Annotated in this window: 18 protein-coding genes; 13 read left to right on the top strand and 5 right to left on the bottom strand. The window is 71.7% G+C overall.

Annotated elements, in window-relative coordinates:
* The first annotated feature begins 17 nt into the window (after nt 1-17).
* The 10 genes from rhaS to QRX50_RS34675 all read left to right on the top strand — a co-directional run bounded on the left by rhaS (nt 18) and on the right by QRX50_RS34675 (nt 11195).
* On the top strand, nt 18-1091 hold the full coding sequence (gene rhaS, locus QRX50_RS34720; RefSeq protein ID WP_285967338.1) for a rhamnose ABC transporter substrate-binding protein: 1074 nt from the start codon (nt 18-20) through the stop codon (nt 1089-1091).
* A gap of 74 nt (nt 1092-1165) precedes the next feature.
* Nucleotides 1166-1504, top strand: a complete 339-nt coding sequence (locus QRX50_RS34715) for an L-rhamnose mutarotase (protein WP_285967337.1) — start codon at nt 1166-1168, stop codon at nt 1502-1504.
* A 12-nt stretch (nt 1505-1516) separates the two neighbouring features.
* Nucleotides 1517-2692: an L-rhamnose isomerase gene (rhaI, locus tag QRX50_RS34710; RefSeq protein WP_285967336.1), complete on the top strand. Its 1176-nt coding sequence runs from the start codon at nt 1517-1519 to the stop codon at nt 2690-2692.
* A 2-nt stretch (nt 2693-2694) separates the two neighbouring features.
* Nucleotides 2695-4725: a bifunctional aldolase/short-chain dehydrogenase gene (locus tag QRX50_RS34705; RefSeq protein ID WP_285967335.1), complete on the top strand. Its 2031-nt coding sequence runs from the start codon at nt 2695-2697 to the stop codon at nt 4723-4725.
* Between the two features lie 12 nt (nt 4726-4737).
* Nucleotides 4738-6198 carry an L-fucose/L-arabinose isomerase family protein gene (locus tag QRX50_RS34700; RefSeq protein ID WP_285967334.1) on the top strand — a complete coding sequence of 487 codons (1461 nt, stop codon included), beginning with the start codon at nt 4738-4740 and terminating at the stop codon, nt 6196-6198.
* Nucleotides 6199-6212: 14 nt separating this feature from the next.
* Entirely contained in the window at nt 6213-7673 is a 1461-nt protein-coding gene (locus QRX50_RS34695; RefSeq protein ID WP_285974643.1) for a rhamnulokinase, read from the top strand.
* Nucleotides 7670-8395 carry a (Fe-S)-binding protein gene (locus QRX50_RS34690; RefSeq protein WP_285967333.1) on the top strand — a complete coding sequence of 242 codons (726 nt, stop codon included), beginning with the start codon at nt 7670-7672 and terminating at the stop codon, nt 8393-8395. The genes QRX50_RS34695 and QRX50_RS34690 overlap by 4 nt, the downstream gene beginning before the upstream one ends.
* Nucleotides 8396-8412: 17 nt before the next feature.
* The gene (locus tag QRX50_RS34685; protein WP_285974642.1) at nt 8413-9864 is read left to right on the top strand and encodes a lactate utilization protein B; all 1452 of its coding nucleotides are present in this window, start codon (nt 8413-8415) and stop codon (nt 9862-9864) included.
* The gene (locus QRX50_RS34680; RefSeq protein WP_285967332.1) at nt 9861-10442 is read left to right on the top strand and encodes a LutC/YkgG family protein; all 582 of its coding nucleotides are present in this window, start codon (nt 9861-9863) and stop codon (nt 10440-10442) included. Before QRX50_RS34685 ends, QRX50_RS34680 begins: the two co-directional genes overlap by 4 nt.
* Nucleotides 10443-10541: 99 nt before the next feature.
* Nucleotides 10542-11195 carry a response regulator transcription factor gene (locus QRX50_RS34675; protein WP_285967331.1) on the top strand — a complete coding sequence of 218 codons (654 nt, stop codon included), beginning with the start codon at nt 10542-10544 and terminating at the stop codon, nt 11193-11195.
* Here the strand turns inward: QRX50_RS34675 and QRX50_RS34670 are convergent.
* The 3 genes from QRX50_RS34670 to QRX50_RS34660 all read right to left on the bottom strand — a co-directional run bounded on the left by QRX50_RS34670 (nt 11192) and on the right by QRX50_RS34660 (nt 13437).
* The gene (locus QRX50_RS34670; RefSeq protein WP_285967330.1) at nt 11192-11554 is read right to left on the bottom strand and encodes a response regulator; all 363 of its coding nucleotides are present in this window, start codon (nt 11552-11554) and stop codon (nt 11192-11194) included. The two genes, QRX50_RS34675 and QRX50_RS34670, sit on opposite strands and share 4 nt — an antisense overlap.
* Nucleotides 11555-11594: 40 nt before the next feature.
* Nucleotides 11595-11783 (bottom strand): hypothetical protein, encoded by a 189-nt coding sequence (locus QRX50_RS34665; protein WP_285967329.1) that lies wholly within the window; start codon nt 11781-11783, stop codon nt 11595-11597.
* A 148-nt stretch (nt 11784-11931) separates the two neighbouring features.
* Entirely contained in the window at nt 11932-13437 is a 1506-nt protein-coding gene (locus QRX50_RS34660) for a sensor histidine kinase (protein WP_285967328.1), read from the bottom strand.
* A 387-nt stretch (nt 13438-13824) separates the two neighbouring features.
* On the opposite strand from QRX50_RS34660, the gene QRX50_RS34655 reads away from it, so the two are divergent.
* Both QRX50_RS34655 and QRX50_RS34650 read left to right on the top strand, forming a co-directional pair.
* Nucleotides 13825-14031 (top strand): hypothetical protein, encoded by a 207-nt coding sequence (locus QRX50_RS34655; RefSeq protein ID WP_285967327.1) that lies wholly within the window; start codon nt 13825-13827, stop codon nt 14029-14031.
* Nucleotides 14028-14219 carry a hypothetical protein gene (locus tag QRX50_RS34650; protein ID WP_285967326.1) on the top strand — a complete coding sequence of 64 codons (192 nt, stop codon included), beginning with the start codon at nt 14028-14030 and terminating at the stop codon, nt 14217-14219. The genes QRX50_RS34655 and QRX50_RS34650 overlap by 4 nt, the downstream gene beginning before the upstream one ends.
* A 120-nt stretch (nt 14220-14339) precedes the next feature.
* Here the strand turns inward: QRX50_RS34650 and QRX50_RS34645 are convergent, their stop codons facing one another.
* Both QRX50_RS34645 and QRX50_RS34640 read right to left on the bottom strand, forming a co-directional pair.
* Nucleotides 14340-14801 carry a winged helix-turn-helix transcriptional regulator gene (locus QRX50_RS34645; protein ID WP_285967325.1) on the bottom strand — a complete coding sequence of 154 codons (462 nt, stop codon included), beginning with the start codon at nt 14799-14801 and terminating at the stop codon, nt 14340-14342.
* A gap of 89 nt (nt 14802-14890) precedes the next feature.
* Nucleotides 14891-15436, bottom strand: a complete 546-nt coding sequence (locus QRX50_RS34640; RefSeq protein ID WP_285967324.1) for a carboxymuconolactone decarboxylase family protein — start codon at nt 15434-15436, stop codon at nt 14891-14893.
* A gap of 119 nt (nt 15437-15555) precedes the next feature.
* Here QRX50_RS34640 and QRX50_RS34635 point away from each other — a divergent pair, with 119 nt between their 5' ends.
* The gene (locus QRX50_RS34635) at nt 15556-16143 is read left to right on the top strand and encodes a CGNR zinc finger domain-containing protein (protein ID WP_285967323.1); all 588 of its coding nucleotides are present in this window, start codon (nt 15556-15558) and stop codon (nt 16141-16143) included.
* Nucleotides 16144-16147: the final 4 nt, after the last annotated feature.

The raw sequence follows: 16147 nt of genomic DNA, 5'->3' as shown, positions 1-16147 counted from the left end.
CCAGAAAGGTGACGAAGATGTCCCGACGAATCCTGACCGGCGTCGTGTCGCTGGCGAGCGCGGCAGGCCTGGTCCTGAGCCTCACCGCGTGCGGAGGCACCACGAAGAACGACAGCACGGGTTCCGGCCCGGCCGCGTCCACGGCGTCCGCGGACCCGAACGCGGCCAGCAAGCAGGGCGTCAAGATGGCGTTCCTGCCCAAGCAGCTGAACAACCCCTACAGCGACATCGAGGTCGGCGGCGGCAAGACGGCACTGGACGAGCTCAAGGGTGAGTACAAGCTCGTCGGTCCCAACGACGCCAGCGCGTCCTCGCAGGTCAGCTACATCAACACGCTGATCCAGCAGCAGCAGGACGTGATCGGGATCGCCGCGAACGACCCGAACGCGGTGTGCCCGTCGCTCAACCAGGCCCGCAGCGCCGGCATCAAGGTCGTCGCGTTCGACTCCGACGCGGCGAAGAGCTGCCGCGACGTGTTCATCAACCAGGCCAGCACCCAGGGCATCGGCGAGCAGCTCGCGAAGATGGCGAACGAGCTGGCCGGCGGCGAGGGCGAGATCGCGATCCTGTCGGCGACGCCCAACGCCACGAACCAGAACGCGTGGATCGACGTGATGAAGCAGCAACTGACCAAGCCTGAGTACTCGAAGCTGAAGCTGGACAAGATCGCCTACGGCAACGACGACGACCAGAAGTCGTTCCAGGAGGCGCAGGGCTTGCTGCAGTCGTTCCCGAACCTGAAGGTGATCGTGTCGCCGACGACTGTCGGTATCGCGGCGGCGGCCCGTTACGTGAGCTCGTCGAGCTACAAGGGCAAGGTCGCCATCACCGGACTCGGCACGCCGAATCAGATGCGCGCGTTCGTCAAGGACGGCACGGTCAAGGAGTTCGCGCTGTGGAACCCGGCCGACATCGGTTACCTCGCCGCCTACGCGGGTGTGGCGCTGAGCTCGGGGCAGATCACCGGTGCGCAGGGCCAGAAGTTCAAGGCCGGCAAGCTCGGTGAGTACACGGTCGGCGCGGACGGCGAGATCGTGCTCGGCCCGCCGACGGTCTTCAACGCCGACAACATCGACAAGTTCAACTTCTAAAGCGGAGCTCCGGCCGGGCCGCACCGGCCCGGCCGGGTCCGCTGAGTCCACCGAGTCCACCGAGGACGGAGACCGTGGCGCGATACTGCTTCCAGCTCCACGTTCGGCCCGAGCGGATGGCCGAGTACGCCGAGCGGCACCGCGCGGTGTGGCCGGAGATGCAGGCGGCCCTGCGCGACACCGGCTGGCGCAACTACTCGCTTTTCCTGCGTGAGGACGGCCTGCTGATCGGCTACGTCGAGGCCGACGACCTCGCCGCGGCACAGGCCGCGATGGCCGAGACCGAGGTGAACGCCCGGTGGCAGGCCGAGATGGCGCAGTTCTTCACCGGCCTCGACGGCCGCGGGCCCGACGAGGGGTTCGCCCTGCTCACCGAGGTTTTTCATCTGGACGACGAGCGCGCGAGCGCGTGAGAAGGAAAAGACGTGATCGACTTGCCCGACCTGGCAGCCGTGAAATCCGCACTGCGGGCGCAGCGGATCGAGACGCCCTCGTGGGCGTTCGCCAACTCCGGCACCCGGTTCAAGGTCTTCACCCAGGCCGGGGTTCCCCGCACCGCCGAGGAGAAGATCGCCGACGCCGCGACGGTGCACCGCTTTACCGGCGTGGCTCCCAGTGTCGCGCTGCACATCCCGTGGGACCGCGTCGAGGACTTCAAGGCGCTGCGTGCCTACGCCGAGGACCTCGGCGTGGGGATCGGCGCCATCAACACCAACGTGTTCCAGGACAACGACTACAAGCTCGGCTCGGTCACCAACCCGGACCCCGGCATCCGGCGCAAGGCGACCGACCACCTGCTCGAGGCGATCTCCATCATGGACGCCACGGGCTCGCGCGACCTGAAGCTGTGGTTCTCCGACGGCCTCAACTACCCGGGCCAGGACGACCTGCGCGACCGCCAGGACCGCCTCGCCGCCGCGTTGCGGGAGACGTATGACCGGCTCGGCGACGACCAGCGGATGCTGCTGGAGTACAAGCTGTTCGAGCCCGCCTTCTACGCCACCGATGTCCCCGACTGGGGCACCTCGTACGCACACTGCATCGAGCTGGGCGAGAAGGCGACCGTGTGCATCGACACCGGGCACCACGCGCCGGGCACGAACATCGAGTTCATCGTCGCGTTCCTGCTGCGGGCCGGGAAGCTCGGCGCGTTCGACTTCAACTCGCGCTTCTACGCCGACGACGACCTGATGGCCGGCGCCGCCGACCCGTTCCAGCTGTTCCGGATCCTGTACGAGATCGTGCGCGGCGACGCGCTGGACCCGGCCTACGGCATCAACTTCATGCTCGACCAGTGCCACAACATCGAGGCGAAGATCCCCGCGATCATCCGCTCGGTGATGAACGTGCAGGAGGCTACGGCCAAGGCGTTGCTGGTCGACCGCGACGCCCTGCGCGCGGCCCAGCAGTCCGGCGACGTGCTCGGCGCCAACGCCGTGCTGATGGACGCCTACAACACCGACGTGCGGCCGATCCTGGCGCAGCTGCGTGAGGACGCGGGGCTGGATCCGGACCCGGTCGCCGCCTACCACCGCAGTGGCTACCAGCAGAAGATCGAGGCCGAGCGCGCCGACGGGCAGCAGGCCGGATGGGGAGCATGAGCATGACCGTGCCCGAGGAGCTCATCGCCCGCAGCAACGCGCTGGGCGCCGATCCGCGGAACACGAACTACGCCGGCGGCAACACCTCCGCGAAGGGCGAGGTGCTCGACCCGGTCACGGCCAAGCCGGTGGAACTGCTGTGGGTCAAGGGCTCCGGCGGTGACCTCGGCACGTTGACCGAAGCCGGGCTCGCGGTGCTGCGGCTGGACCGGCTGCGTGCGCTCGTCGACGTCTACCCGGGTGTCGAGCGCGAGGACGAGATGGTCGCCGCGTTCGACTACTGCCTGCACGGGCGCGGCGGGGCGGCGCCGTCGATCGACACCGCGATGCACGGCCTCGTCGAGGCGGCGCACGTGGATCACCTGCACCCGGACTCGGGCATCGCCCTGGCCACGGCGGCCGACGGTGCCGCGCTGACCAAGGAGTGTTTCGGCGACCGCGTCGCATGGGTGGACTGGCGCCGGCCCGGATTCCAGCTCGGCCTGGACATCGCGGCGGTGAAGGCGGCCAGCCCGCAGGCGATCGGCGTGATTCTCGGCGGGCACGGGATCACCGCGTGGGGCGCGACTTCCGAGGAGTGTCAGCGCAATTCGCTGGAGATCATCCGTACGGCGGAGAAGTTCCTGGCCGAGCGGGGGAGGGCCGAGCCGTTCGGGGAAATCGTCCCCGGTTTCGAGGGGTTGCCGGAGGATGAGCGCCGCGCGCGGGCCGCGGCGCTGGCGCCGCTGATCCGTGGGCTCGCGTCCACGGATCAGCGCCACGTCGGCCACTACACCGACGCCGACGTGGTGCTGGAGTTCCTGTCGCGGGAGAAGTTGCAGCCGTTGGCAGCGCTGGGCACGTCGTGCCCGGACCACTTCCTGCGCACCAAGGTCCGTCCGCTCGTCGTCGACCTGCCCGCGACCGCGCCGCTGGAAGACGTCGTCGCACGGCTGAAGGAGCTGCACGCCGAGTACCGTGAGTCTTATCGCGCTTACTACGAGCGGTACGCGACGCCCGACAGCCCGGCGATGCGGGGTGCCGATCCGGCGATCGTGCTGGTGCCCGGCGTCGGCATGTTCTCCTTCGGCAAGGACAAGCAGACCGCCCGCGTGGCGGGGGAGTTCTACGTCAACGCCATCAACGTGATGCGCGGCGCGGAAGCTGTGTCGACGTACGCGCCGATCGCGGAGAGCGAGAAGTTCCGCATCGAGTACTGGGCTCTGGAAGAGGCCAAGCTCAAGCGCCTGCCCAAGCCGAAACCGCTGGCCGGGCGGATCGCGCTGGTCACCGGCGCGGGCTCGGGCATCGGGCGGGCCATCGCCGAACGGCTGGCAGCCGAGGGCGCGTGCGTGGCCATCGCCGATCTCAACACCGAGGCAGCCGAGGAGGTCGCCAACGGCATCGGCGGCCCCGACAAGGCCATCGCGGTCACGGCGAATGTCACCGACCCGGCAGCGGTCGCGGCGGCAATCGAGGCGACGACACTGGCGTTCGGCGGCATCGACCTCGTCGTGAACAACGCCGGGCTGTCGATCTCGAAGCCGCTGCTGGAAACCACCGAACGCGACTGGGACCTGCAGCACGACGTGATGGCCAAGGGCTCGTTCCTCGTCTCGCAGGCCGCGGCGAAGGCCATGATCGCCCAGGGCCTGGGCGGCGACGTCGTGTACATCTCGTCAAAGAACGCGGTGTTCGCCGGCCCCAACAACGTCGCCTACGGCGCGGCGAAAGCCGACCAGGCCCACCAGGTCCGGCTGCTCGCGGCCGAGCTCGGCGAGCACGGCATCCGCGTGAACGGCATCAACCCCGACGGCGTCGTCCGCGGCTCCGGCATCTTCGCCGGCGGCTGGGGCGCGCAGCGCGCGGCCGTCTACGGGGTGCCGGAGGAGAAGCTCGGCGAGTTCTACGCCCAGCGCACGATCCTCAAGCGCGAGGTGCTGCCCGCGCACGTCGCCGCCGCGGTGTTCGCGCTGACCGGCGGCGACCTCACCCACACCACGGGCCTGCACATCCCGGTCGACGCCGGGGTCGCCGCGGCCTTCCTCCGCTAGGGAGAGGACCTCATGACCGACACGCTCGGGCGGCCCGTCCCGTCAGTGCCGTCCCTCCTCGACCGCATCACCCCGCGCCGCACCCGCGTCGGCCTCGTCGCCGGCGGGCTCGGCGCGTACTGGCCGCAATTCCCCGACCTGCTGCCCCAGCTGCAGGCCTCGGCGCGCCGGGTCGCCGAGCGTCTGTCGGGAATGGACTGCGAAGTCGTCGACGCCGGGTTCGTCTCCGATGCGGCCGAAGGCGCGGCTGCCGCCGAGAGACTGAGGGTGGCCGACTGCGACCTGATCATCGGCTTCCTGACCACCTACCTGACGTCGAGCATGCTGGTGCCGATCGCGCAGCGCTCGGGTTCGCCGGTGCTGCTGCTGAACCTGCAGCCCGCCGAGGCGATGGACCACGCGTCCTTCGACACGGGCGCGTGGCTGGCCTACTGCGGCGCCTGCCCGCTGCCGGAGATGGCCAACGCGTTCCGCCGCGTCGGCGTCGAGTTCCGGTCGGTGTCCGGGTATCTGGAAGACGGCCGGGCCTGGGTGAAGATCGCGCGCTGGATCAAGGCGGCCGGCGTGCGCGCGGCGTTCCGGCACGGGCGCCACGGCCTGCTCGGGCACCTCTACCCGGGCATGATGGACGTGGCCACCGACCCGACGCTGGTCTCGGCGCAGCTGGGCGGGCACGTCGAGATCCTGGAGGTCGACGACCTGCGCGTGCGCGTGGAGCAGGTCACCGACGCCGAGACGGCGGCGCGGATGGCGCTCGCGCGCGAAGTGTTCACTGTGGACGATTCGGTCGTCGACGAGGACTTCGCCTGGGGCGCCAAGGTTTCGGTGGCGCTGGACCGCCTGGTCGGGGACTTCGAGCTGGACTCGCTCGCGTACTACCACCGCGGGCTCGACGGCGAGACCCACGAGCGCGTCGGGGCCGGGTTCATCCTCGGCGCGTCGCTGCTCACGGCCCGCGGCGTGCCCACGGTCGGCGAGTACGAGCTGCGGGCGTCGCTCGCGATGCTGCTGCTGGATCGGCTCGGTGCCGGCGGTTCGTTCACCGAGCTGCAGGCGCTGAACTTCCGCGACAACGTGGTGGAGATGGGCCACGACGGTCCGGCGCACCTGGCGATCAGCGCGCGCAAGCCGCTGCTGCGTGGGCTCGGCGTGTACCACGGCAAACGCGGTTGGGGCGTGTCCGTCGAGTTCGACGTGCAGCACGGCCCGGTGACGCTGTGCGGCCTCGGCCAGCTGCGCGACGGCACGTTCGTGCTCGTCGCGTCGGAAGGTGAGGTCGTGCCGGGGCCGCTGCTGCAGATCGGGAACACGACGTCGCGGGTGGACTTCGGCTGCGACCCCGGCGAGTGGACCGACGCGTGGTCGGCTACCGGGGTGAACCACCACTGGGCGCTGGGGACCGGCCACCGCGTCGCTGAGCTGAAGGCGGTGGCAGACCTGCTGGGACTCGAGCTGACCGTGGTTTCCGGCTGATGGGTGTCCGGGTGATGCGCTTGGCCGCCGTCGACCTCGGCGCCACGAGCGGCCGCGTGATGGCCGGGACGGTCGGGCCCGGGCGGCTCGACCTGGAAGAGGTGCGCCGCTTTCCGAACGGCGGCGTCCGGGTCGCCGGCGCCACCGGCTCCACGTTGCACTGGGACGTGCTCGGGCTGTACCGCGAAATGCTGGCCGGGCTCGGCGACGCCGGCGCGGTGGCGGGGGTCGGAATCGACTCGTGGGCCGTCGACTACGGGCTCCTCGACGCCGACGGCCGGCTGCTCGGCAACCCCGTGCACTACCGCGACTCCCGCACCGCCGGCGTGGCGGAGTTCGTGCACCGGACAATCCCCGCGCGCGAGCTGTTCGCCGTCACCGGCTTGCAGGAGCTGCCGTTCAACACGCTGTATCAGCTGGTGTCCGAAGGCGACCGGCTGGCGGCGGCCGAGAAGATGCTGCTGATCCCGGACCTGCTCGGCTACTGGCTCACCGGGAGCGTCGGCGCGGAGCGCACCAACGCGTCGACCACCCAGCTCTACGACGTGCGCGAGCGGACCTGGGCGGGTGACCTCGCCGAGCGGGCCGGCATCCCGGCGCGGCTGCTGCCCCCGCTGCGGGAGCCGGGGGAGCGGATCGGGACGTTGCTGCCGCAGCTGGCCGAAGAGCTCGGAAAGCCGCAGCTGCCGGTGATCGCCGTCGGTTCGCACGACACCGCGTCGGCGGTCGCGGCGGTGCCCGCCGAGCCCGGTACGAACTTCGCCTACATCTCCTCCGGCACGTGGTCGCTGGTCGGGCTGGAGCTCGACGAACCGCGGCTCGGCGCCGCGGCGCTGGCGGCCAACTTCACCAACGAGACCGGCGTCGACGGCAAGATCCGCTTCCTGCGCAACGTGATGGGGCTGTGGGTGCTCACCGAGACCCTCCGGACCTGGGCCACCCGCGGCGAGCCCGCGGAGCTGGCGACGGTGCTCGCGGAGGCGGCCGCCGCGCCCCCGCTGGCGGCCGTCGTGGACCTCGACGCCCCCGAGTTCCTGCCGCCCGGCGACATGCCCGCGCGCATCGCCGCCGCGTGCCGCAGAACCGGGCAGCGGCCACCGGAAAGCCGGGGCGCGCTCGTGCGGTGCATCGTGGACAGTCTCGCGCTCGCGTACCGCCGCGCGGTCCGGCAGGCCGCGCAGGTCACGGGCCGGCCGGTCGACGCGGTGCACCTCGTCGGCGGTGGTGCCCGCAACGACTTGCTGTGCCGGCTCACGGCCGACGCGTGCGGCGTGCCGGTGCTGGCCGGGCCAGTGGAGGCGGCGGCACTGGGCAACGTCCTCGTGCAGGCGCGGGCCCTCGGTGCCGACCTGCCGGACCTCGCGGCCATGCGTAGGCTGATCCGCGAAACCCAGCCGCTGCGGCGTTACGTGCCGGGCGGCGGGAACTGGGCTGCCGCCGAAGCGCGGCTGAGCGGGGCGGGGGTGGTGGCGTGAAGGTCGCCGTGCTCGTGACGTGCATCAACGACACGATGTTTCCCGACACCGGCAAGGCGGTGTTCCGGCTGCTGCGGCGCCTCGGCGTCGACGCGGACTTCCCGGAGGCGCAGACCTGCTGCGGGCAGCCGATGGTCAACACCGGTTACCTGGACGAGGCCGTGCCCGTGGTGCGGGCCTTCACCGACGCGTTCGCCGGCTACGACTACATCGTCACGCCGTCCGGGTCCTGTGCGGGTTCGGCGCGTCACCAGCACTCGCTCGTCGCGCGCCGTGCCGGTGAACCGCGGCTGGCGGAGACCGGGCCGAAGGTCTACGAGCTCAGCGAGTTCCTGGTCGACGTGCTCGGCGTGACCGACGTGGACGCCTACTTCCCGCACCGCGTGACGTATCACCCGACGTGCCACTCGCTGCGCATGCTCGGTGTCGGCGACAAACCGCTTCAGCTGCTGCGGGCGGTGCGCGGGCTGGACCTCGTCGAACTGCCCGCCGCCGAGGAGTGCTGCGGGTTCGGCGGCACGTTCGCGGTGAAAAACGCCGACACGTCCACCGCGATGGGCGCGGACAAGGCCCGCCACGTCCGCGACACCGGCGCGGAAGTCCTGGTGGCGGGCGACAATTCGTGCCTGCTGCACATCGGCGGCCTGCTGTCGCGCGAGCGTTCCGGCGTCCGCGTGCTGCACCTGGCCGACGTGCTGGCCTCGACCGAGGAGGACGCGTGAGCGCCACGTTCGTCGGCATGCCGGCGTTTCCGGCGGCCGCGCGGGCGGCGCTGGCCGACAGCCAGCTGCGCCGCAACCTCGCCCACGCCACCGGCACGATCCGCGCCAAGCGCGCGGCCGTGGTCGCGGAGGTGGACGAATGGGAGGAGCTGCGGCTGGCGGGCGCGGCGATCAAGGACAACACGCTCCGGCACCTCGACGAGCACCTGCTGACGCTGGAAGCGGCATTGCAGGAGCGCGGCGCGACCGTGCACTGGGCCCGCGACGCGGCGCAGGCCTGTGAGATCGTCGCCGGCATCGCGAAGAACCACCACGTGGACGAGGTGGTCAAGGTCAAGTCGATGGCCACGCAGGAGATCGGGCTCAACGAGGCGCTGGCCGAACAGGGCATCACCGCGTGGGAGACGGATCTCGCGGAGCTGATCGTGCAGCTCGGCGACGACCTGCCCAGCCACATCCTCGTGCCCGCGATCCACCGCAACCGCGCCGAGATCCGCGAGGTCTTCCGCCGCCGGATGGCCGCCGCGGGCCGGCCCGCGCCCGACGACCTCACGGACGAACCGGCCGAGCTCGCGGGCGCCGCGCGGCTGCACCTGCGCGAGAAGTTCCTGCGCGCCAAGATGGCGGTGTCCGGCGCGAACTTCGCGGTCGCCGACACCGGCACCCTCGTCGTGGTCGAGTCCGAGGGCAACGGCCGCATGTGCCTGACGCTGCCCGAGGTGCTGGTTTCGGTGGTGGGCATCGAAAAGGTCGTGCCGACCTGGTTCGATCTGGACGTGTTCCTGCAGTTGCTGCCGCGCTCCAGCACCGGCGAGCGGATGAACCCCTACACCTCCACGTGGTCGGGGATCACTCCCGGCGACGGGCCGCAGGAGATGCACGTGGTGCTGCTGGACAACGGCCGTACGCGCGCACTCGCCGACTCGGTCGGGCGGCAGGCGCTGCGGTGCATCCGCTGCTCGGCGTGTCTCAACGTGTGCCCGGTCTACGAGCGCACCGGCGGCCACGCCTACGGTTCCGTCTATCCGGGCCCGATCGGCGCGATCCTGAACCCGCTGCTCAAGGGCGTCGGCGTGGACGAGCAGACCGACTCGCTGCCGTATGCCTCCAGCCTGTGCGGTGCCTGCTTCGAAGCGTGCCCCGTTCGCATCGACATCCCCGAAGTGCTGGTCCACCTGCGGTCGCAGGTTGTGGACGCGCACCGCGGCGGCGCACCGAAACCCGAAGCCGTGGCGATGAAATCCGCGGCGTGGGTCCTCTCCGACGCCCGGCGGCTCACCTTCGCCGAACGCGGTATGGGTGCGGCGGGCAAGGCGTTGAACCGCTTCGGCCGCGCAGTCCTGCCCGGTGGCCGACGGGCGGTGCGGCGCCTGCCCTGGCCCGCGTCGCTGTGGACCGGTGCCCGCGACCTGCCCGCGCCGCCGGCGGAGTCCTTCCGCGCGTGGTGGCGCCGGACGGGCCGCCGATGAGCGCGCGGGACGAGATCCTCGCGGCCGTCCGCGGTGCCCTGCGCGACGCCGACCGCGCCGAGGCGCCCGTGCCGCGCGGCTACCGCGGCGCACCACCGCCCGCGGACGTGGTCTCCCTGTTCGCCGAACGCGTGGTCGACTACCGCGCCACCCTCAGCCGGTGCACGCCGGCCGACCTGGCCCGCACCGTCCGTGCCGCGCTGGGATCGGCCGAAAACGTTCTGGTTCCGGAGAGTTTTCCCGTCGACCTCGGCGGGGTAGCCGACGCTGACGACCTCGACTCCTGCGACGCCGTGGTCACCACCGCGGCCGTCGGGATCGCGCGCACCGGCACGCTCGTGCTCGACCACGGCCCGGGCCAGGGCCGCCGCGCGTTGAGCCTGGTCCCGGACGTGCACGTATGCGTCGTCCGGGAGGACCAGATCGTGCCCGGGGTGCCCGAGGCGGTCGCGCTGCTCGACCCGGACCGGCCGCAGACGTGGATCAGCGGGCCCAGCGCCACGAGCGACATCGAGCTGAACCGCGTCGAAGGCGTGCACGGGCCGCGGACCCTGCACGTGGTGCTCGTCGGTCCGTGACACGCCGAGCGAGTTGGTGACGGCTGGGGCGCTATGGCACGATTGTCCACTTGACTTCCGCGGCATCCGGGCAGCACCGCGGCGAAAGCGGTGGTGGCGATGACGGTGCCACGAGTGGTCCTGGCCGAGGACGACGTACTGCTGCGCGAAGGCCTGGCCAGCCTGCTCGACCGCTCGGGGTTCGCTGTGGCCGGGCAGGCCGGAGACGCGACCGCGCTGCTCGACCTCGTCCGGGAGCACCGGCCCGACCTGGTCCTGGTCGACGTCCGGATGCCCCCGACCCACACCGTCGAGGGGCTCGAGGCCGCGCGCACCATCCGTGAGGAGCTCCCCGAGATCGGCATCCTGGTGCTCTCGGCCCACGCCGACGTCGACCACGCGATGGAGCTGCTGGCCGGCGGCCGCGGGATCGGGTATCTGCTCAAGAGCCGGGTCGCCGACGTAGGGGAGTTCCTCGACACGCTCCGGCGGATCGCCAAGGGCGGCTCGGTCGTCGAGCCGGCGCTGGTGCAGGAGCTCGTCGAGGCCCGCCACCGCAACGACCCGCTGGCCGCGCTGAGCGCCCGGGAACGCGAGGTGCTGGGCCTGATGGCCGAGGGCCGCTCCAACGCCGGGATCGCGCGCCGGCTGTGGGTCACCGAGGGGACCGTGGAGAAGCACGTGCGCAGCGTGCTGGCCAAGCTGGACCTGCCGGAGACCACGGACGACCACCGCCGCGTGCTCGCGGTGCTGGCCTACCTCGACAACCGCTAGCCGGTCGTGCCGAGCAGGCCGTGGATCGCCCGCGCGGACAGGATGGCCTTGGGCAGGAACCCCACCGCGGGACCTTCGGCGATCACGTCGCGGTAGTCCTCTTCCTCGTGGGTGGAGATCACGATGATGTCCGAGGACCCGCCGGCCTCCGTGAGCGCCAGGCGCCCGACCAGGTCGAGGCCGCTCTCGCCGCCCAGGTCGATGTCGACCAGCACGACATCGGGTCGCAGTTCGTCGACGGAGCGCAACGCCTCCGCCCCGCCCCGGGCTACCCCCGCGACCGTGACTCCCTCACGCTCCAGCAATCGACGAGCCGCGGCCAGGAAACCCGGACTGTCGTCGACGATCAGGCACCGCACGAATTCACCCTCCCAGAACCGCGCAGTACGCGCATCCCCGCTAACCGGTACGGCCACGGCCGGTCACCCCGTCCGCGTACACCTCGTCGAGCTGGTGCAGCCTGATGCGCCGCAGCGCTTCCGCGAAAGTGCAGGCGCCGTACCAGAACCAGCCGCAGGCGTCGCAGTGGCTGTGCCAGCGCCCGCACCGGGTGCAGTACCTGTTGCTCGCGTGGTGGTGGACTGTCATGACCGGACTTCTTCCCGAGGAACCTTCGTTGCCCCCGTCTCGTCACCCAGTGTGGTGCCCGGAGGGGGTCGCCGTCGTCACGGCGAGCGGGAATTCCCGGCCCCGGCCAGCGGGTAGCTCACCTACCGGCTGGCCGGTACGGCGGCGGTCAGCCGCCCTGCCACCCGAGCGGGAACTCCGCGTTCAACGTCGTGCCGTCGCCGGGCGGGCTGTGGAGGAAGATCCGGCCGCCCAGTGCCTCGACGCGGTCCTTCAGCCCGGCCAGCCCGGTGCCCCGCGCGAAGTCGGCGCCGCCCGCGCCGTCGTCGTTCACGGCGATGCGCAGCAGGTCGGCGCGGGTTTCCACGACGACGGTGATCGTGCTGGCCCGCGCGTGCTTGGTCGCGTTCGTGAGCGCCTCGGCGACGACGTAGTACGCGCCGACCTCGATCGATTCCGGCAGCCGCCCGTCGGCGCGGACGTCGAGATCGATGGGCTGCGGCGAGCGTCGCGCGAGGGCCTTGAGGGCGGGCACCAGGCCGAGCTCGGCCAGTAGCGCCGGGTGGATGCCGCGGGCCATTTCGCGCAGCTCGTCCAGTGCTTCCGACAGCCCGGTGGCGATGCGGTCGAGCTCCCTGTTCGCCTCGCCGGCCTCGTCGGGGATGAGCGCCTGCACCGCGCGCACCTGCAGTGCGAGGGAGACGAGCTGCTGCTGGGCGCCGTCATGCAGGTCGCGCTCGATGCGCCGCCGGGTCCGGTCGGCGGTGGCGACGATGCGCGCGCGGGAGGCCCGCAGCTCGGACCGGGCCTCGGCGTTTTCGATCGCGGTCGCGACGAGCTCGGTGAAGCTCGCGATCTGCGCCTCGGTCTTGTCGGGGAAACGTTCGTCGCTCTTCGTCGACGCGGCGATCACACCCCACAGCCGGCCGGACACCACGATCGGGCAGCCGACGGACGAGCGGATGCCCAGGCCGCGCGCCTCCCGCGCGATCGCCCCCGTCTCGCCGGCGAAGCTCGCCAGCCGTACGGCCTCGCCGCTGCGGCGCACCTCGCGGGCGACACTCAGCCCGTCGAGCTCGATCCGCGTCCCGATGGTGAGGTGCACGGGCACCCGGCTCCAGGCGGCGAGGCCGGTCACCGTGCCGTCCACTTCGTACCGTTCCATGCGGGCCAGGTCGGCGTCGCAGAGCAGGCCGACCTCACGCGTCACGGCCTCGAAGACCTCCGGCGGCGAGACCGATCGGGCGACGAGCGTCGCGACGCGGCGGAGGGCCGACTGCTCCTCGGTCAGGCGTTCGGAGATCAGGGCCGTGCGCTGCAGTCGCGACGCGAGGGTCCCCACCACCACCGCGGTGATGAGGAAAACGCCCAGCGCGACCGCGTTCTGGGCGTCGATGAAGTGCAGCGGAGCAGGGGGCGGGGCGAACAGGACCGCGTAGACGCCGACACTCAGCAGCGAGGTGCCCACCGCCAGCACGGTTCCCCAGACCACGGCGACCGGCAGCACCACGACCAGGTACAACATCAGCAGGGACACCGAGTCCACGTGCGGTTCGAGCACCAGCGCGATGGCGGTGACGACGGCGACCGCGACCACGGCGGCGAGCGCGCCGCTGGAGCGCCGCCGCATGCGCTCTCCGGTCCGGCGGCGCTGCACCATCGTTTCCTCGGACACGCCGCAACACCCACCCCGACAATAGGCGCCGCCCGCGCGCACAGCCAGCCCCGGCCCGCGGGCGAAAGTCCGGGTAGCGGGGGCGGGGGACTCCAGGTGGCAGGAATGCGGACCGGAGCCGGTCCCGGCGATCCTGTGGGGACTCGAAAGCCATGGCGGTAGCCGGCATCGGGACGTGAAGATGTCGCCCGCCCCTCGAGGTCTGCTCCGGATCGGAAGGTGGAAGCGTGATGCGCCAGCACGGCTTGCCCGACCGGGGACGCGCGGCCGCCCTCCGCCGCGTCCCGGCCGGACCTCGGCAGCGGACGCGCTCGGGCCGGCTGCCACGCAGCAGGGCCGCGGCCGTGCCCGTCGCCCGCCGCCGCACGAACGCGGAGAGGACGAGCCATGCCTGAGCAGTTCTCCCGCTGGGGTCTGCAGCTCTTCGGCTGCCCGTGCTCCGTGTGCGGCCGCCCAGCCGAGCGCCTGTGGTTCCTCGCCGACAGCCGCGTCGTCTCGCACCCCGGCGGCGGGCCGCTGTGCCGGCTGCCGAACCCGCAGACCGACGACGACGTCTCGGCGCCGGCCGTCTCGCGCGGGATGAGTGCGGCGTGACCGAGTACGTGGGCCCGCGGCGCTGGTGGTCGAGCGATCGGCTGCTGGGCTGGGACGACTTCGACCTGCGCGGCCAGGCGGCGCGGCTCGGACTGCCGGCCGGCTGGCTGCTCGACCGGGCCGAGCGCCACTCGGGTGAAGGCGCGCCGCGGTGCGCCGACTGCCAGGGAATCTCCGGCGGGCAGTGAAAACCGGGACGGACCGCCGTCCCTGCAGCTACCCGGCCGACGTCGCGTGTCCCCCGCCCCGCGACGTCGGCCGGGTTCCCAATCCGTGCTTGGCCATGCGGGTCCGCGCCCTGGCGGACATCAGGGCCGAACCCAGGTCTCGTTGCGCACGACGGCGAGGTCTTCGAGGTCGAGCGGCTCACCGGAGTCCGTGTGAGGCGCGACGGTGACGGGCTTGCCGGAGCCGCGCTCGACGACCCGGACCGGGCCGCCGCCGGGCTGCAGGTGCTTGTCGGCCCACTGCATCAGCGCCAGCACCACCGGGAACAGATCGCGGCCCATCGGGGTGAGCACGTATTCGTCGCGCGGACGTGAGCCGGGTTCGCGATAGGGCTGCTTCTCCAGCGCACCGAGCTCCACGAGCTGCTTGAGCCGGGCGGCGGCGACGCCGGGGGAGAGGTCCGTGCGATCGACGAACTCGTCGAAACGCGTCGTGCCGTAGAAGGCCTCGCGCAGCACGAGCACGGTCGCGCGGGCGCCCACGAAGACGATCCAGGCGCCCGTGCTGCACGTGAACCGGGACGTCGCGGCGGAGGTGACCACCGTGCTGTCGGGGATGGCGGTCCGGCTGACTGAAACCCGTGCGCCGAGCGGGGTTCGAGCCTGATCCGGCCCGAACCCCGCTCGCGAACTCAGTGCTGGTGGGGCCGCACCACGGGGAACTCGATGTCGGTGTCGGCGACGATGTTGAAGTAGTTCGTGAGGATGTTGAGTGCGAGGTTGCCGATGACCTCGCCGATCTCGGCGTTGGTGACGCCGGCTTCGCGGGCGGTTTTCAGTGCGGTCTCGTCCATCGTGCCGCGGCCGCGGGCGATGGTGTCGGACAGGGTGAGCAGGGCGGCGACGTGCTCGTCGGCCGAGTCGGCGTGGCGGGCGCGCTCGATCTCGTCGGCGTCGAGCTTGGCGACCTTCTTGCCCAGCATCGTGTGCGCCGACAAGCAGTAGGTGCACTGGTTGTACTCGGCGGTGGCGAGCGCGAGGCGCTCGCGGACCGCGGCGGGCAGCACGCCGCCGGCGAGCGCGCCGGACAGGCCGAGGAAGCCCTTCAGCAGCGCGGGGCTGCTCGCCATGGTCTTCGCCATGTTCGGGATCGCGCCCATGTTCTTCTTCGTCTCGGCGAGCAGGACCGCGGCCTGGCCGGTGGCGTGCTCGGGCTCGATCTGGGGCAGCGTCGGCATTTCGGAACCTTCCTAATGTTTGAAACTCGTTCATCCGTTAGGCCAAGGTGGCATGAGCGGGCCGCGGCTGTCAAATGGTTGTGACGCAGACTTCCATTAGGAAGTGGTAGAGTGGAGCCATGACGACCGCTGCCGTGCTCGGCGAACCACTCCCGGTGGAGCTGATGAACACCGTGAAGGCCGGCCGCGACGGCGTGGCCGACGCGCTGACGGGCGACGCCGACGTCGTCAGCTGGCTGGCAGCGATCGCCCCTCGCCTCGAGACCGAGGCGGGCGTCGCGCTCGACGGCGACTCAGCGCCCGTCGCCGACCGGCTGCGACGCCTGCGTGACGCATTGCGCGCGCTCGCCGCCGAGGCCACCGAGGACCCCCGCCCCGTCGCGGTCGAGGTGGCGCGGGCCGAGGCGCTGGCCACGCTCAACGACCTCGCCGAGACCCGCGCCGAGCTCGTCTGGCCCGAGGACGGCGAACCCGCCCGCGTGCTGCGCTCGGGCGGCACCCCGGCCGAACGCGCGGTGGCTTTCCTGGCGCACCAAGGCATCGACCTGCTCGGCGGTGAGCAGCGGCAGAAGCTGCGCGCCTGCCTGGCGCCCAACTGCCTGCTGTTCTTCGTGAAGGACCACTCCCGGCGCGAGTGGTGCTCGGCCGGGTGCGGCAACCGCGCGCGGGTGCAGCGGCACTACCAGCGTCACCACGCCAAGAGCTGACGCC

Origin of the sequence: Amycolatopsis sp. 2-15 (assembly GCF_030285625.1) — a bacterium.
GTDB classification, from domain to species: Bacteria; Actinomycetota; Actinomycetes; order Mycobacteriales; family Pseudonocardiaceae; genus Amycolatopsis; species Amycolatopsis carbonis.
Note: the sequence above shows the minus strand (reverse complement) of the source record. Positions and strands in the feature narration are given on the sequence as shown.